Source organism: uncultured Pseudomonas sp., assembly GCF_913774235.1.
Lineage (GTDB): Bacteria > Pseudomonadota > Gammaproteobacteria > Pseudomonadales > Pseudomonadaceae > Chryseomonas.
The window spans coordinates 283,557-310,404 of the sequence record NZ_CAJYDW010000006.1 but is presented as its reverse complement, the minus strand read 5'-3'; the positions used below and the strand labels follow the sequence as shown (position 1 = coordinate 310,404).

Genomic DNA, 26,848 nt, shown 5'->3' with positions numbered 1-26,848 from the left:
CGTGAGCAAGTCCCTGCAAGCCATCCGTGGCATGAACGATATCCTGCCGGAGCAGACTCCGGCCTGGCGTTACCTGGAGCGTACCTTCGCGACGTTGCTCGACGGCTATGGCTACCACGAGATCCGTCTGCCCATCATGGAGTTCACCGAACTCTTCGCCCGCGGCATCGGCGAGGGCACCGACGTAGTGGACAAGGAGATGTACACCTTCCTCGACCGTAACGAGGAGTCCCTGACCCTGAGACCCGAAGGCACCGCGGGTTGCGTGCGGGCGGTGCTGGAGCACGGCCTCACCGGCGGTGGCCAGGTGCAGAAGCTCTGGTACGCCGGCCCGATGTTCCGCTACGAGAAGCCGCAGAAAGGCCGCTATCGCCAGTTCCACCAGATCGGCGTGGAGGTGTTCAACCTGCCGGGGCCGGACATCGATGCCGAGCTGATCGTGCTCACCGCACGCCTGTGGCAGCGCCTCGGCCTGACCGACGCCGTCACCCTGCAGCTCAACAGCCTGGGTTCCAGCGCCGATCGCGCGCGCTATCGCGAGGCCCTGGTGGCCTATCTGCAGGAGCGCTTCGACCAGCTCGACGAAGACAGCCAGCGCCGCCTGACCACCAATCCGCTGCGCATCCTCGACAGCAAGAACGCCCAGACCCAGGCGCTGCTGCAGGAGGCACCGACCCTGGCCGATTATCTGGACGACGAGTCCCGCGCCCATTTCGACGGCCTCAAGGCGCGTCTGGACGCCGCCGGGATCCGTTACCAGATCAATCCCAAGCTGGTGCGTGGCCTGGATTACTATGGTCGCACCGTGTTCGAGTGGGTCACCGACAAGCTGGGCGCCCAGGGCACCGTCTGTGCCGGTGGCCGCTACGATGGCCTGATCACCCAATTCGGTGGCAAGCCGACTCCCGGCGTCGGTTTCGCCATGGGGGTCGAGCGCCTGGTGCTGCTGCTGGAGACCCTGGAGTGCCTGCCTAGCGATCTGCAGCGTCCCGCCGACCTCTACCTCTGTGCCTTCGGCGAGGCGGCCGAGCTGGCCGGCCTGCGCCTGGCCGAGCAGTTGCGCGATGCCCGTCCCGATCTGCGCCTGCTGGTCAACGCCGGTGGCGGCAGCTTCAAGAGCCAGTTCAAGAAGGCCGACAAGAGCGGCGCGCTCTGGGCCATGATCCTCGGTGAGGACGAGCTGGCCGCACAGCGCGTGGCGCTCAAGCCGCTGCGGGGCGATGCGCCCCAGGAAACGGTCGAGTTCGCGGCCCTGGCCGCACGTCTGGACGAGATTTTGCCCCCGGCCGCTGCCGGTCGCGGGAATTGAGGAGAACGGATTTGAGTTCCATCGACGACGACAATCTGGTGGTCGCCAAGGCCTGGTGGCAGCGTAACGGCAAGCCGCTGGTGGCCGGCGGGGTCATCGCCTTGGTGGCGGTACTCGGCTGGCAGGGTTGGCAGCGTTACCAGAACAACCAGGCGCAGGGCGCCTCGGTGCTCTATCAGCAACTGGTTGAAGCGGCCCTGGCGCCCGGTGGCAAGGTCGACACCGCCCAGGTGACCGATACCTACGGCAAGCTCAAGCAGGATTATTCCGGTACCGCCTATGCCCAGTACGGCAGCCTCTTCGTCGCCAAGGTGGCGGTGGAGAACAACCGGCTGGACGATGCCGCCAATGAGCTGAAGGCGGTGGTGGACAAACCCTACGACGCCGAGCTCGGCGAGCTGGCGCGCCAGCGCCTGGCGCGGGTCCTCGCTGCCCAGGGCAAGGCCGAGGAAGGCCTGAAGCTGCTCGCCGGCGATGCGCCCAAGGCCTATGTCGCCAATCGCGAAGAATTGCGCGGTGACCTGCTGGTGGCGCTGAAGAAGCCCACCGAAGCCCGTGCGGCCTACGAAAAAGCCCGCGCCGCGCTGCCCAATGATGCAGCCGAAGGCGTGTTGCAGATGAAACTCGATGATCTCGCCAAAGGAGACGCCTGATGTTGCGCTGGAAGCCTATCGCGGTACTGGGTCTCGCCCTTGCGGTCGTCGGGTGCAGCAGCACCGGCAAGAAGGAGCTGCCTCCGGCCGAATTGAAGGACTTCAAGGCGGAGGTCCGGTTGGATGAAGTCTGGAGTCGCTCCGTGGGTGACGGTCAGGGCAAGGAATACAACCGCCTGGTGCCGGCCGTGGACGGCCAGACCATCTTCGCCGCCGATGCCGATGGCCGGGTCATGGCGATGAATCGCGAGACTGGCGCGGTGCTGTGGAAGAAGGACCTGGACCTGCCGGTCTCCGGTGGGGTTGGGGTCGGTTCCGGCCTGGTAGTGGTCGGTACCCTGCGTGGCCAGGTGATCGCCCTCGACGCCGCCAACGGCGAGGAGAAGTGGCGCGCCCAGGCCTCCAGCGAAGTGTTGGCTCCGCCGGTCGTGAACAATGACGTGGTGGTGGTCCAGTCCCAGGATGACAAGCTGCAGGCCTTCGAGCTGGGCAGCGGTACCCGTCGCTGGATGTACGAAGACACCCAGCCGGTGCTGAGCCTGCGCGGTACCGGTGCGCCCCTGGTGACCAACCAGGTGGTCATGGCTGGCTTCGCCAGCGGCAAGGTGGTCGCCCTGGACGTCCAGCGTGGCCTGCCGCTGTGGGAACAGCAGATCGCCGTGCCCAAGGGCCGTTCGGAGCTGGAGCGCATCGTCGACATCGACGGTGGCCTGTCGCTGTCGGGCGATACCCTCTATGTGGTCAGCTACAACGGTCGGGTCGCGGCGCTCAATCCGGCCAATGGCCAGATTCTCTGGCAGCGTGACGCCTCCAGCTACGATGGCGTGACCGAAGGCTTCGGCAACGTCTACCTGAGCCTGGACAACGGTACCGTCGAGGCGGTCGAGGAATCCTCCACCTCCACGCTGTGGACCAATGCCGATCTGGCTCGCCGCCAGCTCACCGGTCCGGTGGTCTGGTCGAGCAACGTGGTGGTAGGCGACTACGCCGGCTACATCCATCTGCTGAGCCAGGTCGATGGCCGTTTCGTCGGCCGTACCAAGGTCGATGGTGATGGCGTCCGGGTACGACCGCTGGTCGTCGGCGATATGCTCTACGTTTACGGCAATGGCGGTAAACTCGTCGCCTATCGTCTGCGCTAGAACTTTTTATCCTCAACCGATGGCCGCTACCGGGAAGTTCGGTAGCGGCCATCGTGTTTTCTGCTCTGGGAGAGCCGCATGGTTCCCGTAATTGCCCTGGTGGGGCGGCCGAACGTCGGCAAATCCACGCTTTTCAACCGCCTGACCAAAACCCGCGACGCCATCGTCGCCGACTTCGCCGGCCTGACTCGCGATCGCAAGTACGGCGAAGCCAAGTGGCAGGGACGGACCTACATCGTGGTCGACACCGGCGGTATCTCCGGTGACGAGGAAGGCATCGACCTGAAGATGGCCGAGCAGTCCCTGCAGGCCATCGAAGAATCCGATGCGGTGCTGTTCCTGGTGGACTCCCGCGACGGCCTGACCGTCGCCGATCAGATGATCGCCGAGCACCTGCGCAAGAGAAACAAGCGCACCTTCCTGGTGGCCAACAAGGTCGACACCGTCGATCCCGACATTGCCCGGGCGGAATTCAGCCCGCTGGCCATCGGCGACGCCTATCCCATTGCCGCAGCCCACGGGCGTGGCGTGAACAACCTGCTGGAAGCCGCCTTGGGCGTCTTCCCCAAGGATGAGGTAGAGGTCGAGGAGCTTTCCGAGGAGCAGGTGCGGGCGGCTGCGGAAGAGGGCGGTGACATCTTCCGCCGCGTGCAGGGCATCGACGAGACCACCGGCATCAAGATCGCCGTCATCGGTCGCCCCAACGTCGGCAAGTCGACCCTGGTCAACCGCATGCTCGGCGAAGAGCGGGTGATCGTCTATGACCAGGCTGGCACCACCCGCGACAGCATCTACATTCCCTTCGAGCGCAACGAAGAGCGCTACACCCTGATCGATACCGCCGGTGTGCGTCGCCGCGGCAAGATCTTCGAGGCGGTCGAGAAGTTCTCGGTGGTCAAGACGCTGCAGGCGATCCAGGACGCCAACGTGGTGATCTTCGTCATGGACGCCCGCGAAGGCGTGGTCGAGCACGACCTCAACCTGCTCGGCTTCGTGCTGGAGACCGGTCGCGCCCTGGTGATCGCCCTCAACAAGTGGGACGGCATGGAGTCCGGCGAGCGCGACTACGTCAAGACCGAGCTGGAACGCCGCCTGCTGTTCGTCGACTTCGCCGACATTCACTTCATCTCGGCGCTGCATGGCACCGGCGTGGGCCACCTGTACAAGTCGGTACAGCAGTCCTTCGCCTCGGCCACCACCCGTTGGCCGACCAGCCGCCTGACCCAGATCCTCGAAGACGCGGTGCAGGAGCACCAGCCGCCGATGGTCAGCGGTCGCCGCATCAAGCTGCGCTATGCCCACCTGGGCGGTGCCAACCCGCCGCTGATCGTCATCCACGGCAACCAGACCGAGGCGGTACCCAAGTCCTATACCCGCTACCTGGAAAAGACTTATCGCCGGGTACTAAAGCTGGTAGGGACGCCGATCCGCATCGAGTACCGTGGCGGTGAAAACCCCTTCGAGGGCAAGAAGAACACCCTCACCGAACGCCAGGTGAACAAGAAGCGGCGCCTGATGAGCCACCACAAGAAGGCGGAGAAGAAGCGCAAGGACAAGCGGCGGTAGGGCTCTATCAACCAGGCGGTCCGGCATCTGCTCGCGGCCATAATCGCGGCCATGGGCCGCTCCTACAAGTAAGGGCTAGCCTGTAGGAGCGGCCCATGGCCGCGATTACTGTGTAGCCGAGCGGTGCGGATAGGCGCGCGTACCCAGCAGCCCCTCTCCCTTAGGGAGAGGGAGTCTCTCGTAACAGATTACCCTTGTGGAAAAGGCTGCGCCGTTTTCCACGCTACGGTGGTTGCCTGCCTAGCGGCCGTGACAGTTCACCGAACGACCCCCTCTCCCTCTGGGAGAGGGTTGGGGTGAGGGAAGCCTTGTAGCGCATGCGGATTAAGTGCCCCAGTGGAAAAACTGCGCCGTTTTCCACGCTACGTCGCCAAACGGGGAAGCTGACTGCCAGCGGTTGCCCTCACCCTGGCCCTCTCCCGGAGGGAGAGGGGATGTTTGGATTGAGCTCTGCACCCAGACGTTGGCCTAGCAAGACTTGCCCTTAGCCACAAAAAATCGCAGTCTGCCGTTCTCCTTCCAGCCAGACCTGTGCCCGCGCGATGATCCAGAGCAAGCTTCCCGACCTCGCCGTCACCATCTTCACCCGCATGTCCCAGCTCGCCACCCAGACCGGTGCGCTGAATCTTTCCCAGGGCTTTCCCGATTTCGATGGCCCGGCCGAGCTGCTGGAGGCCGTCGGTCGTCATGTCGCGGCCGGCCACAACCAGTACGCGCCCATGACCGGCTTGCCGGCGCTGCGTCAGCAGGTGGCGGCCAAGGTCGCCGCCTTCTATGGCCGCGAGGTGGATGCCGAGACCGAGGTCACCATCGTGCCCGGCGCCACCCAGGGGCTGTTCTGCGCCCTGCAGACGCTGGTGCGGCCGGGAGATGAAGTCATCGTCTTCGATCCCTGCTACGACAGCTACGAACCCTCGGTGCAACTGGCCGGCGGACGTTGCGTGCATGTGCCCCTGGCGCTGCCGGGTTTCGGCATCGACTGGGCGGCGCTGGAAGCGGCTATCGGCCCACATACTCGTGCCATCGTCCTCAATACCCCGCACAATCCCAGCGGTGCCCTGATCGGCGCCGCCGAGCTGGATCGCCTGGCGGCGCTGATTCGCGGCCGCGATCTCTATCTGGTCAGCGACGAGGTGTACGAGCACCTGGTCTACGACGGCCAGCGCCATGCCAGTGTCATCGCCCACGACGAACTCTATGCCCGCGCCTTCGTGGTCAGCTCTTTCGGCAAGACCTATCACGTTACCGGTTGGAAGACCGGCTACGTCGTGGCGCCGCCGGCGTTGTCCGCCGAGTTGCGCAAGGTGCACCAGTACGTGAGCTTCTGCGGCGTGACGCCGATCCAGTGCGCCCTGGCCGATTTCATGGCCGCCCACCCCGAGCACCTGAGTGAACTACCGGCCTTCTACCAGGCCAAGCGCGATCTCTTCTGCGATCTGCTGGGCAACTCGCGCTTCAGCTTCCAGCGTGCTGCCGGCACCTATTTCCAGGTGGTGGATTACTCCGCCATCCGCCCGGACCTGGACGACGTGGCCATGGCCGAGTGGCTAACGCGCGAACACGGCGTCGCGGCCATTCCGCTGTCGGTGTTCTACCAGACGCCGCCCGCGGATCTGCGCTTGGTGCGCTTCTGCTTCGCCAAGCGTGAAGAGACCCTGCGCCAGGCCGCGGAGCGGCTATGCGCGATCTGACCCCGACCCAGGACCTGCGCCTGGCTCTGCTGCAAACCGAACTGGCCTGGCACGATCCAGCGGCCAACCGCGCTCATTTCGAGGGACTGCTGGCAGAGGTGGGCGAGACTGACCTGGTCATCCTACCGGAGATGTTCACCACCGGTTTCTCCATGGAGTCGGCAACCCTGGCCGAACCGGCAGACGGCCCCACCGCGGCCTGGATGCGCAGGCAGGCACAGCGGCTCGGCGCCGTGGTGACCGGCAGCCTGATCGTGCGCGACGCCGACGGCCAGTATCGCAACCGGCTACTGTGGGCGACGCCGGAGGGCGAACTGCTGCACTACGACAAACGTCATCTCTTTCGCATGGCGGGTGAGCACGAGCACTATGCCCCGGGCGAGCAGCGGCTGCTGGTGACGCTCAAGGGGTGGCGGATTCGTCCGCTGATCTGCTACGACCTGAGATTCCCGGTGTGGAGCCGGGCGCAGGACGACACCGATCTGCTGCTCTATGTAGCCAACTGGCCGGCGCCGCGGCGCGGCCACTGGAATCGCCTGCTGCCGGCGCGAGCCATCGAGAATCTCTGCTACGTCGCCGCGGTGAATCGGATCGGCAGCGACGGCAATGGCCATCCCTATGCCGGCGACAGCCAGGTGCTGGACTTCCAGGGTGAGCCCCTGGTCGAAGCCGGCGCGGCGGCCGGCGTCTTCCATACGACGCTCTCGGCCGCCGAGCTCATCGCCTATCGCCAGCGCTTCCCGGCGCAGCGCGACGCCGACACCTTCAGCCTGGACTGATCAGGCCCAGAAGGGCGCTGGTTGGGCCTGATGGGCCTGGATCAGGGCGATGGCCTGGTCCACGTCCTGCTCGGTGGTGTAGCGACCCAGGCTGAAGCGGTAGCTGCGGGAAGCCTGGTCCGCCGTGAGGCCCAGGCCGAGCAGTACATGGGACGGCGCCGCCTTGGCCGAGCTGCAGGCCGAGGTGGTGGAAAAGGCTAGCTGGCGCTGCAGCGCGGCCGTGTTCAGCGGGGCGGCGAAGGTCAGGTTCAGGGTGTGAGGGATGCGCTGCTGGGCGCAGCCGTTCAGGCGGGTACCGGGGAGTGCCTGAACACCCGCCAGAAAGCGATCACGCAGCTCAGTGAGGCGTTCGTTCTCCCGCGCCATGGCCTGGCCGGCGAGGGCGAAGGCGGTACCCATGCCGACGATCTGGTGGGTGGCCAGGGTCCCCGAGCGCAGGCCGCTTTCGTGGCCCCCGCCATGGATCTGCGCCTGGAGGCCGCCCACGGCGCGCGGGCCGACGTAGAGGGCGCCGATGCCCTTGGGACCGTAGGTCTTGTGCGCGGAGAAGGACATAAGATCGACGTCCAGCGCGGCCAGATCGATGGCGACCTTGCCGGTGGCCTGGGCGGCGTCCACGTGGAAGAGCGCGCCGCGGACGCGGACCTCGGCGCCGATAGCGGCGATGTCGGTCAGGGTGCCCAGTTCGTTGTTCACCCGCATCAGTGAGACCAGGAAGGTGTCTTCACGCCAGGCGTCGATGACGGCTTCCGGGGTGATGAGGCCTCGCTCATCCGGTGCCAGGTAGGTGACGGCGAAACCTTCGGCTTCCAACTGCGCGGCCGTATCCAGCACCGCCCGGTGTTCCAGGCAACTGGTGATGAGATGACCTTGGCCGCGGCGGCGGGCGCAACCTAGTAGTGCAAGGTTGTTGGACTCGGTGGCACCGGAGGTCCAGATCAGTTGCTGGGGCTGGGCGCCGACCAGTTCGGCCACCTGCTGACGGGCCTGTTCCACTGCGCGATGGGCGTCGCCACCGAAGGCGTGGCCCTTCGACGCGGGGTTGCCGAACAGGCCCTGCCGGCCCAGACAGCCGAGCATGGCTTCGATGACGACGTCATCGACCGGGGTAGTGGCAGCGTAGTCGAAGTACAGCGGGGAAGCGTCCATGGCGGGTCTCGGGCTTTTGGATGGCATCAGGTTAACGCCGTCGGCCCCGAAGAAATTTGCTTTTCGCTCGCTGAGTCGTGCTCGAATTCGAATATGATTCTTAAATCTGGCGCTTAGAGAGAAAATTTTTCCATGGACCGTTTCGATCGCGCCATTCTCGAGGTGTTGCAGCAGGACAGCACCCGGCCAGTGGCCGATATTGCCGAGCGTATTGGCCTGGGTACCACCGCCTGCTGGCGGCGCATCCAGAAGCTGGAGGAGCAGGGCGTCATCCGTGCGCGGGTGGCGCTGCTCGACCCGGCGCAGCTCAATGTGGGAGTGACGGTGTTCGTTTCGGTGCGCACCAACCAGCATGCCATGGACTGGCTGCAGCGCTTCCACGCGGCGGTAGCGGCCATCCCCGAGGTGGTGGAGCTCTATCGCATGGCCGGCGATACCGACTACCTGATGCGCATCGTGGTGCCGGATATCGCCGCCTACGATGGCGTCTACAAGCGGCTGATCCAGGTGCCGGGGCTGTTGGACGTCAGCTCCAGCTTTGCCATGGAGCAGATCAAGTACAGCACGGCCTTGCCGTTGGATTATGTGCGGTGAGGGGCGCCCTCACCCTAGCCCTCTCCCGGAGGGAGAGGGGATTGTCCGAGCAGGGGGCATTTCCATCAGCCCAGGCAGGATCGCGGCCATGGGCCGCTCCTACAGGTCACAAGCCTTTGTAGGAGCGGCCGCATCGGCGCACCGCCATGGCCGCGATGAGCTCAAAATGCCTATGGGGACGTAGCGTGGAAAACTGCGCAGCCTTTTCAACTGGGGATACGCTGCGAGAAGAGTACCCTCACCCCAGCCCTCTCCCGGAGGGAGAGGGGGCGTCGGTGTCACGGTGTACCCCATATCCACGTACCCGGGACATACCGTGATCGCGCCCATGGCAATCCACCGATGTGACGCTCTTAAGGCTGTGACAATCCTATCGCGGCCATGGGCCGCTCCTACAGGTCACAAGCCTTTGTAGGAGCGGCCGCATCGGCGGACTGCCATGGCCGCGATGAGCTCAAAATGCCTATGGGGACGTAGCGTGGAAAACGGCGCAGCCTTTTCCACTGGGGATACGCTGCGAGGGGAGTACCCTCACCCCAGCCCTCTCCCGGAGGGAGAGGGGTTGTTCGAGCAGGGGGCATTTCAGTCAGTCCAGACAGGATCGCGGCCATGGGCCGCTCCTACGATGGCGTGACGTGCTGTAGGAGCGGCCCGGGGCCGCGATGTCTCACTGATAGGCGCTGACCTGGTCCAGCAGGGTGAGGTCGTCGTCTGGTAGTTGCAGCCGGGTCGCGGCCACCAGGTCGTCGAGTTGGGCCTGGGAGGTGGCGCTGACGATGGGGGCGGTGATGCTGGGGCGGGCGATCAGCCAGGCCAGGGCGACCTGGCCCGGGGTGGCGTCGTGCTTTTCGGCGATCTCGTCGAGACCGGCGAGGATGGCCATGCCGCGTTCGTCCATGTAGCGCTTGGCCATCTCCGCACGGGAGCCCTGGAGATCCTCCTTGGTGCGGTACTTGCCAGTGAGGAAGCCGCTGGCCAGGGAAAAGTAGCTGATCACGCCCAGGCCGAGTTCCTTGACCACGGGCTCCAGGTCCGTCTCGTAGTCCTTGCGGGCGTGCAGGTTGTAGTGCGGTTGCAGGCTCTGGTAGGCGGGAACCCCCAGGCGCTGGGCGACCTGGGCCGCCTCGCGCAGTCGCTGGCCACTGTAGTTGGAGGCGCCGATCACCCGCACCTTGCCCTGTTCGACCAGCCGGGCGAAGGCGCCCAGGGTTTCTTCCAGAGGGGTGTCGGCATCGTCGCAATGGGCCTGGTAGAGGTCGATGCGATCGGTCTGCAGGCGCTTGAGCGAGGCTTCCACCGCCTGCTGTACGTAGCTGGCCTTGAGGCCCTTGCGGCCTTCACCCATGTCCATGCCGAGCTTGGTGGCCAGGATCACCTGGTCGCGTTTGCCGCTCCTGGCGAACCACTTGCCGAGCAGGGTTTCGGATTCGCCGCCCTGGTTGCCGGGCGCCCAGCGGGAATAGACGTCGGCGGTGTCGATGAAGTCGAGTCCGGCCTCGAGCAGGGCGTCCAGCATGCGGAAGGACTGGGCCTCGTCCAGTGTCCAGCCGAAGACGTTGCCACCGAAGCAGAGCGGCGGGACCTGCAGGTCGGAGTGGCCAAGGGTACGTTTTTGCATGGGATCCTCTGCCGAAAGGGGGAGTCGTGCAGGTTACGACCGATGGCCGCGGCTCAAGGTTCGAAGCGGGGTGGCCCCTGCCACTCCTGCAGCGGGATGGGTTTGCCGAGGGCGTAGCCCTGGGCGTAGTCGACGCCGATGGCACCGAGCAGTTCGAAGGTCGCCCGGGATTCGACGAACTCGGCGATGGTCTCGGCGCCCAGGTGATGGGCAACCTGGTTGATGGACTCGACGATGGCGCGATCCAGCGGGTCCTGGTCGAGGTTGCGGACGAAGCTGCCGTCGATCTTCACGTAGTCGACGCGGAAGTGCTTGAGGTAGGCGAAGGAGCTGAGGCCGGCGCCGAAGTCGTCCAGGGCGATGCGGCAGCCGCGCTCGCGTACCTGGCTGATGAGGGCGGAGGCCACCGACAGCTTGTTGATCACCGCGGTTTCGGTCAGCTCGAACAGCAGGCGCTGCGGGTCCAGCGGCGAGGCGGCGATCAGCTCCAGCAGTTCGGGCAGGAAGTCGGGATCGCTCAGGCTGTTGCCCGACAGGTTGATGCCCACCTGCAATAGCGGCCGCTCCTGCAGCCAGGGCACCAGGTCGACCAGCACCTGGCGCACCACCCAGCGGTCGATGTTGCTCATCAGGCCGAAGCGTTCGGCGGCCGGGATGAAGGTGGCCGGCGAGATCAGCTGGCCCTGGACGTCACGCAGGCGCAGCAGCAGTTCGACGTGCTGCTCGTCGCGGCGGCTGGGGTGGGTGGCGACGATGGGCTGGGCGTGCAGTTCGAAGCGGTGCTGCTCCAGCGCCTCGCGCAGGCCGCTGGCCATGAGGATTTCCCGGTGCTGGCGCTCGACGTCTTCGCTGCCCGCCCGGTAGAGCGCGGCGCGATTGCGTCCGGCGTGCTTGGCGGTGTAGCAGGCGACGTCGGCCTGGCTCATCAGTTCGGCGGGGCTGAGGGTTTCGGCGGTGATGGCGACGATGCCGGCGCTGGCACCGACGTCGTAGACCCGATCCTGCCAGTTGAAGCGCACCGCGCCGATGCTGGCGATGAGTTTGTCGGCCACGGCTTCGGCCTGCACCAGGTCGCAGTCGCGCAGCAGCAGGGCGAATTCGTCGCCGCCGATCCGCGCCACGGCGTCGGAGCCGCGCAGGGAGTCGCGCAGCAGGGTGCCCAGCTCGCGCAGCAGCAGGTCACCGGCGGCGTGGCCGGCGGAGTCGTTGACCACCTTGAAGCGATCCAGATCGATGAAGCACAGCGCGTGCTGGGTGGTGCCGGCCTGGGCCTGCTGCCAGGCACCTTCGAGCTCCTGTTCGAACTTGAGGCGGTTGTACAGCCCGGTGAGGGCGTCGTGGGAGGCGTTATAGCTCAATTCGCGCTGCAGGTTGCGGGCGTGGGTGACGTTCTGGAACACCAGTACCGCACCTATGATGCGCCCGTCGACCGTGCGCACTGGCGCGGCGGAGTCCTGGACCTCGTGGCGCTCGCCGTGGCGGCTGAGCAGGACGGCGCCTTCTTCCAGGGAGATGACCGTCTGTTCGTGCAGGCAGCGGGTCACTGGGCTGGGCAGGACCGCGTCGCTCTGGCTGTCCTGGATGAGAAACACCTCTTCGTGGGGACGCCCCTGGGCGTCGGCCAGCGACCAGCCGGTGAGTTGCTCGGCCACCGGATTGAGGAAGAGGATGCGACCGTCGATGTCGGTGGTCAGCACGGCATCGGCGATGGAGGCGAGGGTGACCTGCAGCCGTTCCTTTTCTTCGTAGAGCGCCGTGGTCAGGCGATGGTGTTCGGTGACGTCGCTGTTGCTGCCCACCAGGCGGACATGACCGTCGGGGGCGACCACCGAGATCAGGTCGGAGCGGATATGGCGGACCTCGCCCCCCGGACCACCGCGATTGATGCGGAAGTTGAAGGTGTAGAACATCGATTCGCTGGCGACCTTGTCGAACACGTCCAGCGAGCGCGCCTTGTCGTCGGGGTGGATGAAGGTGAGCCAGAACTCCATGTCGCGGCTCTGGTTGTTCGGCGCGATGCCGTAGAGATCGCGCAATCGGGCGTCGGCGTTGAAGCCCGGCGAGCGGGTATCCCATTCCCAGATGCCGAGATTGCTGGCGCGGATGGCCAGTTCCAGGCGTTCGCGCAGGCTGGCATTGAGCTCGTCGGCGCGGTGCTCGGCGTCGATGTCGCGCACCTGGATCAGATAGCCCGTCAGCAGGTCCTGATCGTCGTGGTCGGGGGAGCAGGCCAGCTCCACCCAGAGGGCATGACCATCGTGGTGGCGCAGCTGTAGCCGTTGCTCGACCTCGCCGAAATCCGGCTCGTCGCCCTGTTCCGCGAGCAAGACCTTCAGGGGACAGCCTTCGAGCGCATTCCGGGCATAGCCCAGCATGCGCTCCAGAGCCGGGTTGACGTCGGTCAGCAGGCCCTGGGTGGACACCAGGGCCATGCCGTAGGGTGCGGTCTGCATGGCATGTCGATAGCGCGCCTGATTACGCAGCAGGCGCCGATGCTGATAGCGGCTCTGCTGAATGGCGGCGGCCAACAGCAGTGGCGGGATCTGCATCAGGGCCACGGGGATGTAGGTGAAAGCCTGGATGGCCACCGAGGCCTGACGCAGGTCGATGATATGACCATGGGCAAGCAGGGTACCCAGCAGTAGCACCTGGAGTCCGCCGACGAGCGCCGTGCCGGTCACGGTCAGGCGCATGGTCATCAGCATCAGCAGCGTGGCCAGATAGACGAACGGATAGGGCAACTGCCAGAGCGTCAGCAGCGTTAGGGGGGGACTCAGGAGCAGCAGCGCGAGGAATTCCCAACGGCTGTGGCGGGTGAAGAGCGACCAGCGCAGGGGCCAGGAAAGATTGGCCAGCGGCAGTACCACCAACAGGCCCAGCGCATCGCCGATGTACCAGTGGACGGCCACCGTGACCAGGTCAGCGGCGTCGTCCAGGACGATCAGGGTACCCAGGATGGCGCCCAGCAGCGGGGGCAATAGCACCCCGTAGATCAGCAGCCGGCCCATGGCGGCGACATTGCGTTCGAAGCCAGGGTAGTGCCGGCGCAGGAGCAGGGCGCCGAGCAGCACCTCGCTCAGATTGCTCAGGCCGATGCCCAGGCCGCGCAGCACGCCGCCGCCGCTGGCGAGATCCGTCAGCACGGCAGCCACCAGCACCGCGACGGCGTGCAGGGGCCAATGCCAGCGCCGACTGCGCAGCAGCCAGACCAGTGCCAGGCCGTTGGGCAGCCAAAGGGTGGCTACCGTGGTGAACTGGCGGCTTAGCGCCAGGCACAGCAGGGAGCTGAGGAAGAAGACGCCGCAAAGCGCCAGAGCGCTACCCAGCGCAGGCGGGAGGCGAAGCGGGGAGACGTTCATCGACCATCCGTACCAGATCGTACCGGATGCCGCAGGCGGCGGTACGAGGAATCCTTGAGACGGTCAGTATCGATGCAGCGGCGCCATAAAAAAAGGGAACGCCGACGGGCATTCCCTTTGCTTTGACGAATGTCAGCGTCAGGCGGCCTTGGCCTGCGCTTGGATGACCGCGCGATTCAGGGCGCTAAGCAGGGCGCGGAAGCTGGCGGTGGTGATGTTCTCGTCGATGCCGATACCATGCAGCGGACGCTGGCCCTCCAGGCGGATCTCGATGTAGGAGGCGGCCTTGGCGTTGGTGCCGGCGCCGATGGAGTGCTCATGGTAGTCCATGATCTCCACCGCTTCCGGCAGGCTCGCCACCAGGGCCTCCAGCGGACCCTTGCCGGTGCCGTGCCAATGCTCAGTGCGGCCTTCCACGGCCACCTGGATATCGACGGTGGAGGTACCGTCCTCCTCGCGCAGCTTGTGGCTGACCAGGGTGTAGGGCGTCTTGGCCTGCAGATATTCCTGTTCGAGCAGGCCATGGATCTGGGCGGCGGTCATCTCCAGGCCCAGGCGATCAGTTTCGCGCTGCACCACCTGGCTGAATTCGATCTGCATGCGGCGCGGCAGGCTGATGCCGTACTCCTGCTCCAGCAGGAAGGCGATGCCGCCCTTGCCCGACTGGCTGTTGACGCGGATGACCGCCTCGTAGTCGCGACCGATGTCGGCCGGGTCGATGGGCAGGTAGGGCACTTCCCAGAGGGCGTCCGGCTTTTGCTGGGCGAAGCCCTTGCGGATGGCGTCCTGGTGGGAACCGGAGAAGGCGGTGTGGACCAGGTCGCCGACGTAGGGGTGGCGCGGGTGCACCGGCAACTGGTTGCACTCCTCGACGGTCTTGCGCACGGCGTCGATGTCGGAGAAGTCCAGCTCGGGGTCGACGCCCTGGGTGTAGAGATTGAGCGCCAAGGTCACCAGACAGACGTTGCCGGTGCGCTCGCCGTTGCCGAACAGGCAGCCCTCGACGCGATCGGCGCCGGCCATCACCGCCAGCTCCGAGGCGGCCACGCCGGTTCCGCGGTCATTGTGGGTGTGGACACTGATCAGCACGCTGTCGCGGCGGTCGATGTGGCGGCCGAACCACTCGATCTGGTCGGCGTAGTTGTTCGGCGTGGCGCACTCGATGGTGGCCGGCAGATTGAGGATCAGCTTGTTGGCCGGGGTCGGTTGGAACACCTCGATCACCGCGTTGCACACCTCGACGGCGAAGTCGGTCTCGGTGGAGCTGAACACCTCGGGGGAATACTCGAAGCCCCACTGCGTTTCCGGACGCTCGGCGGCCAGGCGCACGATGGTCTGGCCGGCGGCCACGGCGATGGCCTTGACGCCGGCCTTGTCCTGGTTGAAGACGATGCGGCGGAAGCTCGGCGCGCAGGCGTTGTAGTAGTGGACGATGGCGCGCTTGGCGCCCTTGAGCGATTCGAAGGTGCGCTCGATGAGGTCGTCACGGGCCTGGGTCAGCACCTGGATGGTGACGTCGTCGGGGATGTGGCCACCCTCGATCAGTTCGCGGACGAAGTCGAAGTCGGTCTGGGAAGCGGAGGGAAAGCCCACCTCGATTTCCTTCAGGCCCACGGCGACCAGGCACTTGAAGAAGGCCATCTTCTTCTCGGCGTCCATCGGCTCGATCAGCGACTGGTTGCCGTCGCGCAGGTCGGTGGACAGCCAGATCGGCGCCTTGTCGATGATCTTGTCCGGCCAGGTACGGTCGGGCAAGGCGACGGGGGTGAAGGGACGGTACTTCTGCGAAGGGTCTTTGAGCATGGTCATGGCGATTCTTTCCTTGGACGTGGTCGGGAGTTACGAGGCGAGCGCGGTCGAGCGTCGCAGTCGTGGACTGACCAAGCGCAGGCAGCGGTGCTGCCGGAGGAGGATGAGGGTCTGTGCGTTGTGCATGGCGCTACGTTAGTCGTCCAGGGCAGGGGTCGCAATGTTCTTTTTGAAATTGGCAGGATTACGCGTTATAGGTCTGGTTTTGGTGGATAATTGCGAGATAAATGCTTTTATTGGTTTTTTCTAAAATAGCCGCCGTGAGGTTTTCGGTAACCGCGAATCTCAGGGGCGATCCCGGTGCCCGTCCTGAGGTCAATGCTGGAGATACCCGCCATCGCCCCGGAGAACAGCCTTGATGAAGATCCCGCCTTTAGCCGGCCTTGCCACCCTGCTGCTCGCGGGGCTGGTGACTAGCGTTCAGGCTGCCGACAACCCCTTGGCGGCCGAACGCTGGAAGACCCGCCCGCTGATCCTGGTTGCACCCACAGCGGATGATCCCCAGGTCAACCGGTTGCGCGAGGAGCTGGCGCAGCCGGCCAATCGCGAGGCCTTCGCCGAGCGGGAGATGGTGCTCTATACCGTGGTGGGGGAAGCTGGTAGTCGCAACGACGAGCCGCTGAGGCCGGAGCAGACCCGGGCGTTGCTGAAGGCGCTCGATGCCCGGGCCGGGCAGCCGACCACGCTCTATCTGGTGGGCAAGGACGGTGGCATCAAGGTGCGTGAGCAGCAGGGGTGGTCGCTCAAGGCGCTGTTCGGCACCATCGACAGGATGCCGATGCGGCGGTAGTCGTCCCGGCCCTCACCCCAACCCTCTCCCGAGGGGAGAGGGGGTTACCGAGGTAGTCCGGACGCCGCGTAGTGTGGACAACGGCGTAGCCTTGCCCACGTGGGAGTGAGCCGGGCTGCCAGTGGAGAACGCGCCTGAACTGATCGCGGCCATGGGCCGCTCCTACAGGCTCCGACGTAACCGTAGGAGCGGCCCATGGCCGCGATAAGACAGTTGCTCCTACAAGCTAGCCCGCACCCGTAAGCAGCGGCCGCATCGGCGGATCGCCAGGGCCGCGATAGTGTGGTTGAGACCGCAGCTACGAGGTTGGATTGAGCGTTTAGCGAAGCCCAACAAGCCCAGCCGTCAGGCGTAGACGTAAGGCCCACCCTGTTCCAGCGCGCGCTGATAGGCGGGGCGGGCGTGGATGCGTTGCAGGAAGTCCACCAGCTTGGGGCGCTTGCCGTTGTCCAGGCCGGCGCGAGCCTTGGCGGCTTCCAGGGGGAAGCTGAGCTGGATGTCGGCCGCGGTGAAGCTATCGCCGACGAACCAGCCGCTGGCACCCAGTTGGCTTTCCAGGTAGTCCAGGTGCAGGTCCAACTGGGGCTGGATGAAGCTGGCGGTGGCCTTGGCGGCGATACCCTTGGCGATGGGTTTGGCGAAGAAGGGCATGGGCGAGGTGGCGATGCGGTCGAACACCAGCTTGAGCAGCAGCGGCGTCATGGCCGAGCCCTCGGCGTAGTGCAGCCAGTAGGTGTAGCGGACGAACTCGGGGCTGTCCTGGGGTGGCAGCAGCTGCTGGCCGTAGCGGCGCGCCAGGTAGTCGACGATGGCGCCGGACTCGGCCAGGGTCAGCTCGCCGTCGACGATGATCGGCGACTTGCCCAGCGGGTGCACCTTGCGCAATTCCGGCGGGGCGAACAGGCCACCGGCAGCGCGCTCGTAGCGCTGCACCCGGTATTCGATGCCGAGCTCTTCGAGCAGCCAGAGCACCCGCTGGGAGCGGGAGTTGTTCAGGTGGTGAACGACGATCATGGTCTTTCCTTAGCCCGCGGAAGGGGATCAGTGCGCCGGGATACCCGGTTCGCCGAGAGAGGTCATGGCCTCCCGTGATTCCAGCCGCCCGCGAAAGTCGCGGCCGCTCGGGTGCTGGAATACATGGAGCCCGAATTCCGGGAGGATGGCGAGCAGGTGATCGAAGATGTCCCCCTGGATGCCTTCATATTGCGCCCACACCGTGGTGTTGGTGAAGCAGTAGACCTCGATGGGCAGCCCTTCGGCAGAAAGCGGCATCTGCCGCACCAGCAGGGTCATGTCCTGGCGCACCCCGGGATGGGCGCGCAGGTAGCGCTCCACATAGGCCCGGAAGGTACCCAGATTGGTCACCCGGCGGGTGTTCACCGATTCCTGGCCGCGCTTTTCCAGCTTGCGATTCCAGTCCGCCAGCTCCTGCTCCTTGGCGGTGAGGTAGTCGTCCAGCAGGTTGAAGCGGTGCAGGTGTTCGCGCTCGGCGTCGCTCAAGAAGTGCACGCTGTTCTGGTCGATGTTGAGCGAACGCTTGATGCGTCGGCCACCGGCTTCCTGCATGCCGCGGTAGTTGCGGAAGGAGTCGGTGATGAATCTCTTGGTGGGGATGGTGGTGATGGTCTTGTCGAAGTTCTGCACCTTGACCGTGTGCAGGGCGATGTCGATGACGTCGCCGTCGGCATTGAGCTGGGGCATCTCGATCCAATCGCCGACGCGGATGATGTCGTTGCTGGAAATCTGCACGCTGGCCACCAGGGACAGCAGGGTGTCCTGGAAGATCAACAGCAGCACCGCGGCCATGGCACCCAGGCCGGAGAGCAGGATCAGCGGCGAGCGGTCGATCAGGGTGGCGATCATCAGGATGACCGCGATGGCGTAGATGACGATCTTGCTGACCTGGACGTAGCCCTTGATCGGCTTGAGCCGCGCCGAAGGTCGCCGCGAGTAGAGCACGTTGATGACGTTGAGGGCGCTGCCCAGGGCCAGGGCGATGGTCAGCACGATGAAGGCGCTGCAGACGTTCTGCACCACGGTGACCAGCGCCTCGGGGCGGCCGGGCACCAGCTCGATACCGCCCGACAGCACCAGCGCCGGGACGATGTTGGCCAGGCGGCCGATGACCCTGTGGTGGTTGAGCTCCTGGTCCTGGCCGAAGGAGGTGCTGCGCAGCAGGCGGTAGAAGCCGCGGACCAGGATGCGCTTGACGATCCAGTTGAGCAGCCAGGCGGCCAGCAGCAGGCCGAGACAGGCGACCAGGGTGAGCAGTTGCGGGTGTTTTTCGAGGTCGTCGAGCAGTTGGGTGAGGGCCGTGGGCATGGGGGTCTCTTGACGGGATACTACGGGCGCGACATTAGCAAAGCTGCGCCCCGCTTGCCGTATTCGGCGTCCGCGGTCGGTCCAAGGTTCAGCTCTTCCAGGAAAATTTCCATGCGCGTCTTCCCTGCCTTGCTTACCCTCGGTGCCTTCCTGCTGCTGGCTGGTTGCGCTGTTCGCCCCTTCGGCCCGCCGACCCTGGATGATCGCCTGGCCGAACTGGGCTATCGGCAGGGCGCGCCCCTGGATACCATCTTGGGCTTCGATCTCTCCGGCTGGCACTACCTGGATACCCGCCACCTGGCACTGGGGACCGGCCTCGGCCGTGCCTATCTGGTGGACTTCGCCGTGCCCTGCCGCAACCTGGCTGCCGGCAACCGCCTCGGTTATCGCTCGCGTGCCGCCGGCCTGCAGGCGGGTGATACCCTGGTGTCCACCGATGCCCGGGGCGGCCGGCTGGACTGCCCCATCGGCAGGCTGTATCGCCTCGATCCGCTGCGCTGATTCGCCATGATCCTCACCCTCGGGCATTCCAATCATCCGCTCGCGCGCTACGTCGAGCTGTTGCAGGCGCAGGGCGTGACGGCCGTGGCCGATGTGCGCTCCCAGCCCTATAGCCGGCACGTGCCGCAGTATTGCCGCGAAGCCTTGCGCGAAGGGCTGGCAGCCGCCGGGATCACCTATGTCTTCCTCGGCGCGGAGCTGGGCGCGCGCAGCCCCGATCCGGCGCATTACCAGGACGGTCGGCTTCGCTACGATCGCCTGGCCGCCAGCGCGTTGTTCCAGCAGGGCCTGGTGCGGTTGGAGCAGGGCCAGGCCCGTTGGCGGATCGCCCTGCTGTGTGCCGAGCGCGATCCCCTGACCTGCCATCGCGGACTGCTGGTGGCGCCCTGCCTGGCGCGACGGGGCCTGGCGGTGGCGCACATCCATCCGGACGGCCGGCTGGAATCCCAGGCGGAACTGGAGGATCGGCTACTGGCCGCTAGTGGGCTGGCGGATGGCGATCTGTTCAGCTCGCGGGAAGAGCGGCTGCAACAGGCCTATGCCCGACATGGCTGGGGCTAGTGCTTAGCGCTCGACCGGCTCGCGCTTCTTCCACCAGCCGGCATAGAGGCCGATGGGATAGACACTGACCAGCACGGCGTAGACCACCCAGGTACGCCAGGACCAGGCCGACAGCACGAAGCCCTGGGAGAAGCCCACGAGCAGGTAGCAGGCCGCGGCGACCAGCAGGATGCTGCCGAGGGCGCTGCCGAAGCGGGGTCTTGGGGTCATGATGGTTCCAGGTCCGGGCGGAGGAGGCGTTCCTTTTAAGCCAGCGCCGGGTGCCTGGCAATGCCCTGGACTGCAACCGGGTGTGTGTGGCCGATCAGGGCTTGAACGCCCCGATGAAGATGCTCGGGTCGACGCGCACGTCGTTGAGGCTGACGTTCCAGTGCAGGTGCGGCCCGGTGGCGCGACCGGTGCTGCCGACGCGGCCGATCACGCCGCCGCGGGGCAACTGCTGGCCGACCTGGACGTCGATCCGCGAGAGGTGGCAGAACATGCTGATGAAGCCCTGGCCGTGGTCGACGAACACCGTCTTGCCGTTGAAGAAGTAGTCGCCCACCAGCACCACCTTGCCCGCCGCGGGGGACTTCACCGGGGTGCCGGCCGGCACGGCGAAGTCCAGACCCGAGTGGGGATTGCGCTCCTGGCCATTGAAGAAGCGGCGCAGGCCGAAGGGGCTGGAGAGCGGACCGTCCACGGGTTTGTCCAACAGCAGGTTGCTCGGCTGGTTCGGCGAGAACAGCCGGTAGGCGGCCTGCTGTTCGGCCAGCTCGCGCTCGAACCTCTTGAGGTCTTCGGGGTTGGGGGTCACTTGGCGCTGGTTCTTTAGGGTAATGCGCTGTTCGGCGTAATGCCGGCTACCAACGTTGAACGCCAGGGGCGCAGCGCCAGCGACTTGCAGCTGCTGACGCTCGGCCGCGGTACCCAGGGGGATACCGACGATGGCCACCCAACCGTTGCCGTCCTTGACCACCAGCACCGGCTTGCCCTGATAGCTCACCCGCGGCGCCTGCTCGCCGGGGACCGGCACCACGGCCACGCCACCCGGCACGGGCTTGTCCAGCAGACGTTGCAGATAGGTACCGGCGTGGGCCGGGAGGGTCAGCAGCAGGCAGCAGAGCAGGGTGAACAGGCGGGGCATGGGCGCATCCGGTGGCGAAAACGCCCATGCTGGAGCAGGCGAGGGCCAAAGGGCAAGGCGCCCAGAACCCTCTTAGAGCCTATTCAAAGTCTGCTGCGCGTCGGCCAAACGGCGTTGAAAATGCCTTCGGAATGCTCATTTACTACTCGTAAACTCCGCTTCCTCAGGCATTTTCACCTTGTTTGCCTCTAGCTCGCGAGACTTTGAACAGGCTCTAAGTCAGTTGGGGACGATCTTGTACAGCACGGTTTCCAGCGCCGGTCCCTGCTTGGGATCGAAGAAGCTCATCTCGGGGATGCGCGAATCCGTGACGTAGACGGTGCCGTCCGCGCCGCGGGCGAAGGTATCCGGCCAGATCAATTTCTTGTCCTGCACCAGGGTGGTGAGCTGACCATTCTCCCGGATTTTGACCGCATGCTCTTCCACCGCGCTGACATAGAGTCGGCCCTGGGGATCCATCAGCAAACCATCGGCCGGCCCATTCTCGCCGACTTTTTCCACCTTGGCCGGCAGGCTGGTGAGGTCGTCGCCCTGCAGGGCGGCGGTAGGGATGCGGTAGAGAGTGTTGCCCTTGACCGCCTGCCAATAGAGGTAGTCGCCGGCTGGAGAGAGGGCGATGCCGTCGGCGGAGAATTCCACGCCGCGGCCATCCGGGCGCACCAGGGGCTTGCCATCGGCCTTGACCTTGACGCCCTTCTCGGCCTGGGTGCTCGGGTCGCCGTCCAGGGCGCGGCGGGCCTTGCCACTCTCCAGGTCCAGCACCACCAGCGCACCGCGGGCACCGGAATCGGTGATGTAGGCATGCCGGCCGTCCGGGCTGAATCTCATGTCGTTGAGGTAGCTGCCCTGGGGCGCCACGCTCTCGTCCAGCGCATAGACCTTGCTGACCTGGTTGCTGGCGAGGTCGATCTTCACCAGCTTGGGCGCGCCGGGTACCACCAGGGCCTGGGCGGGGGCACCCGGGTCGATCACCCAGAGGTTGCCGCGGCCGTCGGCCACCACGGATTGCACGCATACCCAGCGCTCGCCCGGCGTCAGCTCGTCGCGCTGGGCGTTGCGCCAGCCGTTCCAGGCGGCGTCGGGATAGGGCACCAGGCTGCCATCGGGCTTGAGTTCGGCCACCGAGACCTCGCTGTCTTCGGTCCAGCGCGGGAAGTTGACGAAAATCCGCCCGGTCTCGCTGACGGTGACGCCGGTGACCTGGTGATCGAAGCTGGCGACCTTTTCCAGCTTGGCGCTGGGTTCGGCAGCGAAGGCGGCGGGTGCCAGGGGCAGGGCGGCCAGCAGGGTGGCCAGGGCGAGGCGGGAGAGGGCGAGGCTGGGCATGGCAGTGTTCCTTGTAGGAGGTGACCGGAAACTCCGGTGCTACAGGTACGACTGCGCCTGGCGCGGCGAAGATCGCCAGGGCCGACGACCGGCCGGACGTGCCTTGGCGGGGGAACGCGACCGGGAATTCGGCAGTCCTCCTTGAAACCCCAGAGGAGAAGACCATGCCCCGTTTCGTCACCTGCAGCCTGGCCCTGCTGACCCTGAGCGCCTTGCTCGCCGGCTGCGACAAGACACCGGAAACGCCACCACCCCAGCGCAGCGAGGTAGTGCAGAAGAGCGCTCCGGGCAGCGATCCCGCCACCCAGTCGCCTGGGCACACCGTGGAGCAGACCCACAAGGACCTGCTGGCGCCCCGGGCGCCGGACACCGCCAATCCGTCCCAGGCGACGCCGCAAGGGACGGAGCGGGCGCAGTAGGGCTTAACTCGCCGGAACGCCCTTCTGCCACACATCCCAGTGCTCGACGATCTCCTGCACCAGAGGATTGCCGGTGCGATAGAGATTCTCCAGCGCCGGGGCGAAGCCGCCCTGCTTGGCGTAGTCGAGCAGATTGTCCACCTCGGAGGCGCCCTTGGCCGGACGGTCGAAGTCCGAGCCAGCACGGACCACCGCCAGGCGCTGCAGGTCGACCTTGCCGAGGCGGCTGGCCCGCAGCAGCGCTTCGTAGGTGGCGTTGTCTTCCTGCTGGGTGGTGCAGTAGCGGCCCTGGCCATTGGTGAGCAGGCGGGTCCATTCCTCGGCCCTTTCGGAGAGGCGGGTGCCGGAATACCAGGTGTCGCCGGCCAGGGTGTCACAGCGCGTCACCACCGGCGGCTGGTTGGCCGGCGCGTAATCGTAGCGTTGGCGCCAGGCCTTGGATTCCGCACTCTCGGTCAACTCGGCTTTACGCGAGAGGGCATAGGCCTTGTCCCTCAGGCGCACATTGAGTTCGAACACCTCGGTCTTGTAGTCCAGCGGTGGTTTCTCGCTGGGGCTGCGAGTGTTGATGCCCAGGTAGCCGGTCGGCCAGTCCTTGGGCACGTCGCGCGAATCGATTTCCCACTGGATACCGAAGTCCACCAGGTAGCGGGCCCAGGCGGTGGTGCCCAGGGTGCCTTCCTTGGGGCTGATCCCGGCAATGCCGGCGACCATGAAATAGGTCTGTTTGAGGTCGAATTTGGGCGACAGGGTCAGCGCCAGGGTCGAGGCGGCGGCGTTGGCATGCCCCATTCCGGTGGTCATCAGGCACACCCGTGCCTCATTGCAGAGCACATCGGGATAGTCGGCGGAGAGACCGTCGACAGCGACCTTGTGGGTGAGCTTGAGGCGATCGATCCAGGTCTGGGCCTCGGGGCCGAACATCGCCACGATCATGACCTTGGGTTGCATTGGCGCGGCGGGCGGGGTCGCGGCCTGGGCCGCGCCGGCCAGCAGGGCGGTGGTAAGGGGGAGCAGGGAAGCGCGTAGAAGGGAATGCATGGGGGGCCTCGGTAAGGGGAAATCCTGACCGAGGGTTCAAGATACGTGCCACCATCGGTCCGGGTTGGACCGTTTAGTCCAACAGAGACAGAGTGGTTGGTTCCTGGTGATTGTCCAGTACCCGTACCGCCAATTCGCCCTCGGCGAGCCGGGCGGTGAGCTTCTGCCCATTGGCGACCTCGGCGGCGGAACGCACCGCATGGCCGCGCTCGTCGAGCAGGATGCTGTAGCCGCGGCCCAGAGTGGCCAGGGGACTGACGATCTGCAGCGTCTGCACCGCGCCGGCCAGGCGTTGCTGGCGCTCCTTCAACTGCCGCTGCATGACGCGCGGTAGGCGTTCGGCTAGTTGCTCCAGACGTTGGCGCAGCAAGGCCAACTGGCGACCGGGATGCTGGCCGGCCAGGCGGGTGTCCAGGTGCGCCAGGCGATCCCGGCGACGATTCTGGGCGATGACGTAGGCGCGACGTAGACGCAGATCCAGGTCGTCCAGGCGCTGGGCCTGCTGGCGTAGGCGCTCGCCGGGATGGCGTAGGCGGCGGCTACAGGCTTCCAGGCGCAGCCGCTCGCGCGCCAGGCGCTCACGCATGCGCAGCAGTAGTTGACGATGCAGGCCGTCCAGGCGCTGGCGCAGGTCGGCGCTGTGGGGTGCCAGCAATTCCGCCGCCGCTGAAGGGGTAGGGGCGCGGACATCGGCAACGAAGTCGGCGATGGAGACATCGGTCTCGTGGCCGACAGCGCTCACTACCGGGGTCTGGCAGGCGGCCAGGGCGCGGGCCACGGGTTCTTCATTGAAGCACCAGAGGTCTTCCAAGGAGCCGCCGCCGCGGGCCAGGATCAGCGCATCGAAGCCCTGGCGGTCGGCCAGTTGCAGGGCGCGGACGATCTGGGCGGTGGCCTCGCGACCCTGCACAGCGGTGGGGACCAGGGTCAGTTCCACCTGGGGCGCGCGTCTCTTGAAGACGCTGACGATGTCGCGGATCACCGCGCCGGTCGGCGAAGAGACGATGCCGATGCGTTGCGGATGGGCGGGCAGCGGTCGCTTTCGCTCAGCGGCGAACAGGCCCTCGGCGGCCAGCCGCTCCTTGAGCGCCTCGAAGGCCAGGCGCAGGGCGCCATCGCCGGCCGGCTCGACGCTGTCGAGGATCAGTTGGTAGTCGCCACGGCCTTCGAACAGCGAGACCTTGCCGCGCACCTTGACCGCCAGGCCATCGCGCAGCGCCTGGCGCACACGGCTGGCATGCTGGCGGAACAGGGCGCAACGCACCTGGGCCTGGCCATCCTTGAGGGTGAAATAGAGGTGGCCCGAGGCGGGCTTGGCCAGGTTGGAGATCTCGCCCTCGACCCAGACCTGGGCGAAGACGTCCTCCAGCAGCACCCGGGCGCGGCTGTTGAGCTGGCTGACGCTGAGCACCTCGCGGTCGAGACCGAGGCGGGCGAAGGGGTCCTTGAACATGGGGGGCTTTCTGTGGCTTTCGTCGGCCTCACCTTAGCAGCTATGGGCGCAGGGCGAGCAGCGGATTAAGCTGCGCGCCCCTGCCTTTGAGACCCACGCTCCATGACTCTGCGCCAGACCATCCTCGCCCCTCGTATTTCCAGCCATCCGCGGGTCGAGCGTACGGCGGTGGAAATCCTCGGCTGGCTCGCCGCCGCTGGTGTGGTCCGGGCTGAGGCCTCGCCCTGCCTGCCCAGTCGCGGCCGGCGGGGCCATGCGCCGGGAGCACGATTGACCGAGGTGTTGCGCCTGACGCCGGGCATGGACGATCCGCGCGACTATCCCGACGGGGGCCTGGAGATCGTCACCGAGCGCTGCATCTTCACCCCGCTGGACGGCTTCGAAGGTCGCGCGCGCTGCCCCGCCTGCCGCCGCGAGATCGGCGAAGCGCTGTTCGAGCACCTGGAGGTGTGGATGCCGGCGGAGAGCGACAATTTCGCCTGTCCGGAATGCGACCACGAAGACGACATCAACGGCTTCGACTTTCCCCAGCCCTGCGCCTTTTCCGACCTGGGCTTCATCTTCAACCACTGGCCAGCACGGGCCTTCGCTCCGGCGTTCCTGGAGGAATTCCGCCGGCGCCTGGGGCAGCCGTTGGCGGTGGTGGAGGTTTAGGAGTTTTCCCGGGGGTTTTATCGCGGCCATGGGCCGCTCCTACACGCTCCAATTTGGCCGTAGGAGCGGTCGCTACGGCGCACCGGCATGGCCGCGATGGATCCGTAGCGTGGAAAACCGCACAGCGTTTTCCACTGGGCAGCGGGGTCTGACGGCGGACGTGCGCGGTGTTGGGCTTCGCTGCGCTCAGCCCAACCTACGGATTTACGCCTGCAACTTACGCAACCACTCCAACCCCGCCGAGGTATCGCCCCGCGGGCGGTACTCGCAGCCGATCCAGCCGTCGTAGCCGAGGGCGTCGAAGCGTTCGAACAGGTAGGGGTAATGGAGCTCGCCCAGGTCCGGTTCGTGGCGGTCGGGCACGCCGGCGATCTGCACGTGGCCGATGCCAGCGAAGTCCCGCTCGAAGGTCTTGCTGACGTCGCCCTCGACGATCTGGCAGTGGTAGCAGTCGAATTGCACCTTCAGATTGTCAGCGCCGATGGCCTGGCGGATGGCCTGGGCGTCGTCCTGGCGATTGAGGAAATAGCCGGGCATGTCGCGCGGGTTGATCGGCTCGATGAGGATGGTCACCCCGGCCTTCGCCGCCTGTTCGGCGGCATGGGCGAGGTTGCCCAGGTAGGTGTCGCGGGCGCGGGCCCGGTCGACCCCGGCGGGCAGCAACCCGGCCATGACATGCACCAGGCGATTGCCCAGCACGGCGGCGTAGTCCAGGGCGCGGTCGATGCCGGCGCGGCACTCGGCCTCGCGACCGGGCAGGGCGGCCAGACCACGTTCGCCAGCGGCCCAGTCACCGGGCGGGGCGTTGAACAGCACCTGGGTCAGGCCGGCGGCGTCCAGGCGGGCCTTGATCTCGGCGGCACTGTGTTCATAGGGAAAGAGGTATTCCACGGCCTGGAAGCCATCCGCCGCAGCGGCGGCGAAGCGGTCGAGGAAGGCATGCTCGGGGTAGAGCATGCTGAGGTTGGCGGCGAAGCGGGGCATGG

Annotated in this window: 24 protein-coding genes; 12 read left to right on the top strand and 12 right to left on the bottom strand. The window is 66.1% G+C overall.

Annotated features, from left to right (window positions below; genetic code table 11):
- Position 1: 1 nt before the first annotated feature.
- From hisS to QZ471_RS06585, 6 genes are all read left to right on the top strand, one after another.
- A complete protein-coding gene (gene hisS / locus QZ471_RS06610) occupies positions 2 to 1,309 on the top strand; it encodes a histidine--tRNA ligase (RefSeq protein ID WP_295461997.1) in 1,308 nt (435 codons plus the stop codon).
- Positions 1,310 to 1,320: 11 nt separating this feature from the next.
- A complete protein-coding gene (locus QZ471_RS06605) occupies positions 1,321 to 1,962 on the top strand; it encodes a tetratricopeptide repeat protein (RefSeq protein WP_295461994.1) in 642 nt (213 codons plus the stop codon).
- Positions 1,962 to 3,104, top strand: a complete 1,143-nt coding sequence (gene bamB, locus QZ471_RS06600) for an outer membrane protein assembly factor BamB (protein ID WP_295461992.1) — start codon at positions 1,962 to 1,964, stop codon at positions 3,102 to 3,104. Before QZ471_RS06605 ends, bamB begins: the two co-directional genes overlap by 1 nt.
- Positions 3,105 to 3,182: 78 nt before the next feature.
- Entirely contained in the window at positions 3,183 to 4,670 is a 1,488-nt protein-coding gene (der, locus tag QZ471_RS06595) for a ribosome biogenesis GTPase Der (protein ID WP_295461990.1), read from the top strand.
- A 542-nt stretch (positions 4,671 to 5,212) separates the two neighbouring features.
- Positions 5,213 to 6,361: a pyridoxal phosphate-dependent aminotransferase gene (locus QZ471_RS06590; RefSeq protein ID WP_295461988.1), complete on the top strand. Its 1,149-nt coding sequence runs from the start codon at positions 5,213 to 5,215 to the stop codon at positions 6,359 to 6,361.
- Complete coding sequence (locus QZ471_RS06585) at positions 6,349 to 7,140, top strand: amidohydrolase (protein ID WP_295461985.1); 792 nt, start codon at positions 6,349 to 6,351, stop codon at positions 7,138 to 7,140. Before QZ471_RS06590 ends, QZ471_RS06585 begins: the two co-directional genes overlap by 13 nt.
- Here the strand turns inward: QZ471_RS06585 and QZ471_RS06580 are convergent, their stop codons facing one another.
- The gene (locus QZ471_RS06580; protein WP_295461983.1) at positions 7,141 to 8,289 is read right to left on the bottom strand and encodes an aminotransferase class V-fold PLP-dependent enzyme; all 1,149 of its coding nucleotides are present in this window, start codon (positions 8,287 to 8,289) and stop codon (positions 7,141 to 7,143) included.
- 132 nt (positions 8,290 to 8,421) lie between these two features.
- On the opposite strand from QZ471_RS06580, the gene QZ471_RS06575 reads away from it, so the two are divergent.
- Positions 8,422 to 8,883, top strand: coding sequence for an Lrp/AsnC family transcriptional regulator (locus QZ471_RS06575; protein ID WP_059232322.1), 462 nt, complete (start codon positions 8,422 to 8,424; stop codon positions 8,881 to 8,883).
- Between the two features lie 667 nt (positions 8,884 to 9,550).
- On the opposite strand, the gene QZ471_RS06570 is transcribed toward QZ471_RS06575, so the two are convergent.
- From QZ471_RS06570 to leuA, 3 genes are all read right to left on the bottom strand, one after another.
- Positions 9,551 to 10,501, bottom strand: coding sequence for an aldo/keto reductase (locus QZ471_RS06570; protein ID WP_295461979.1), 951 nt, complete (start codon positions 10,499 to 10,501; stop codon positions 9,551 to 9,553).
- Positions 10,502 to 10,554: 53 nt separating this feature from the next.
- Positions 10,555 to 13,860 (bottom strand): EAL domain-containing protein, encoded by a 3,306-nt coding sequence (locus tag QZ471_RS06565; protein ID WP_295461977.1) that lies wholly within the window; start codon positions 13,858 to 13,860, stop codon positions 10,555 to 10,557.
- 138 nt (positions 13,861 to 13,998) lie between these two features.
- Positions 13,999 to 15,669 (bottom strand): 2-isopropylmalate synthase, encoded by a 1,671-nt coding sequence (leuA, locus tag QZ471_RS06560; protein ID WP_295461975.1) that lies wholly within the window; start codon positions 15,667 to 15,669, stop codon positions 13,999 to 14,001.
- Positions 15,670 to 16,027: 358 nt separating this feature from the next.
- On the opposite strand from leuA, the gene QZ471_RS06555 reads away from it, so the two are divergent.
- Positions 16,028 to 16,459 carry a DUF4174 domain-containing protein gene (locus QZ471_RS06555; protein ID WP_295462185.1) on the top strand — a complete coding sequence of 144 codons (432 nt, stop codon included), beginning with the start codon at positions 16,028 to 16,030 and terminating at the stop codon, positions 16,457 to 16,459.
- A 345-nt stretch (positions 16,460 to 16,804) separates the two neighbouring features.
- Here QZ471_RS06555 and QZ471_RS06550 read toward each other — a convergent pair whose 3' ends face one another.
- Both QZ471_RS06550 and QZ471_RS06545 read right to left on the bottom strand, forming a co-directional pair.
- On the bottom strand, positions 16,805 to 17,473 hold the full coding sequence (locus QZ471_RS06550) for a glutathione S-transferase (RefSeq protein ID WP_295461973.1): 669 nt from the start codon (positions 17,471 to 17,473) through the stop codon (positions 16,805 to 16,807).
- Between the two features lie 27 nt (positions 17,474 to 17,500).
- Positions 17,501 to 18,781 carry a mechanosensitive ion channel family protein gene (locus QZ471_RS06545; protein WP_295461971.1) on the bottom strand — a complete coding sequence of 427 codons (1,281 nt, stop codon included), beginning with the start codon at positions 18,779 to 18,781 and terminating at the stop codon, positions 17,501 to 17,503.
- Between the two features lie 111 nt (positions 18,782 to 18,892).
- On the opposite strand from QZ471_RS06545, the gene QZ471_RS06540 reads away from it, so the two are divergent.
- Positions 18,893 to 19,282 (top strand): DUF6491 family protein, encoded by a 390-nt coding sequence (locus QZ471_RS06540; RefSeq protein ID WP_295461969.1) that lies wholly within the window; start codon positions 18,893 to 18,895, stop codon positions 19,280 to 19,282.
- 6 nt (positions 19,283 to 19,288) lie between these two features.
- The gene (locus QZ471_RS06535; RefSeq protein WP_295461967.1) at positions 19,289 to 19,843 is read left to right on the top strand and encodes a DUF488 domain-containing protein; all 555 of its coding nucleotides are present in this window, start codon (positions 19,289 to 19,291) and stop codon (positions 19,841 to 19,843) included.
- Positions 19,844 to 19,846: 3 nt separating this feature from the next.
- On the opposite strand, the gene QZ471_RS06530 is transcribed toward QZ471_RS06535, so the two are convergent.
- The 3 genes from QZ471_RS06530 to QZ471_RS06520 form a co-directional block, all read right to left on the bottom strand.
- The gene (locus QZ471_RS06530; RefSeq protein WP_184285910.1) at positions 19,847 to 20,053 is read right to left on the bottom strand and encodes a hypothetical protein; all 207 of its coding nucleotides are present in this window, start codon (positions 20,051 to 20,053) and stop codon (positions 19,847 to 19,849) included.
- A gap of 94 nt (positions 20,054 to 20,147) precedes the next feature.
- Positions 20,148 to 20,969, bottom strand: coding sequence for a M23 family metallopeptidase (locus QZ471_RS06525; protein WP_295461963.1), 822 nt, complete (start codon positions 20,967 to 20,969; stop codon positions 20,148 to 20,150).
- 219 nt (positions 20,970 to 21,188) lie between these two features.
- Positions 21,189 to 22,295: an L-dopachrome tautomerase-related protein gene (locus QZ471_RS06520; protein ID WP_295461961.1), complete on the bottom strand. Its 1,107-nt coding sequence runs from the start codon at positions 22,293 to 22,295 to the stop codon at positions 21,189 to 21,191.
- Positions 22,296 to 22,459: 164 nt separating this feature from the next.
- On the opposite strand from QZ471_RS06520, the gene QZ471_RS06515 reads away from it, so the two are divergent.
- Positions 22,460 to 22,714 (top strand): hypothetical protein, encoded by a 255-nt coding sequence (locus QZ471_RS06515; RefSeq protein ID WP_295461959.1) that lies wholly within the window; start codon positions 22,460 to 22,462, stop codon positions 22,712 to 22,714.
- A 3-nt stretch (positions 22,715 to 22,717) separates the two neighbouring features.
- Here QZ471_RS06515 and QZ471_RS06510 read toward each other — a convergent pair whose 3' ends face one another.
- Both QZ471_RS06510 and xseA read right to left on the bottom strand, forming a co-directional pair.
- Complete coding sequence (locus QZ471_RS06510) at positions 22,718 to 23,755, bottom strand: purine nucleoside permease (RefSeq protein WP_295461957.1); 1,038 nt, start codon at positions 23,753 to 23,755, stop codon at positions 22,718 to 22,720.
- Between the two features lie 73 nt (positions 23,756 to 23,828).
- Complete coding sequence (gene xseA / locus QZ471_RS06505; RefSeq protein WP_295461955.1) at positions 23,829 to 25,208, bottom strand: exodeoxyribonuclease VII large subunit; 1,380 nt, start codon at positions 25,206 to 25,208, stop codon at positions 23,829 to 23,831.
- Between the two features lie 102 nt (positions 25,209 to 25,310).
- On the opposite strand from xseA, the gene QZ471_RS06500 reads away from it, so the two are divergent.
- Positions 25,311 to 25,862: a sugar ABC transporter ATPase gene (locus tag QZ471_RS06500; RefSeq protein WP_295461953.1), complete on the top strand. Its 552-nt coding sequence runs from the start codon at positions 25,311 to 25,313 to the stop codon at positions 25,860 to 25,862.
- Between the two features lie 204 nt (positions 25,863 to 26,066).
- On the opposite strand, the gene otnI is transcribed toward QZ471_RS06500, so the two are convergent.
- Positions 26,067 to 26,846, bottom strand: a complete 780-nt coding sequence (otnI, locus tag QZ471_RS06495; RefSeq protein WP_295461951.1) for a 2-oxo-tetronate isomerase — start codon at positions 26,844 to 26,846, stop codon at positions 26,067 to 26,069.
- Between the last annotated feature and the right edge of the window lie 2 nt (positions 26,847 to 26,848).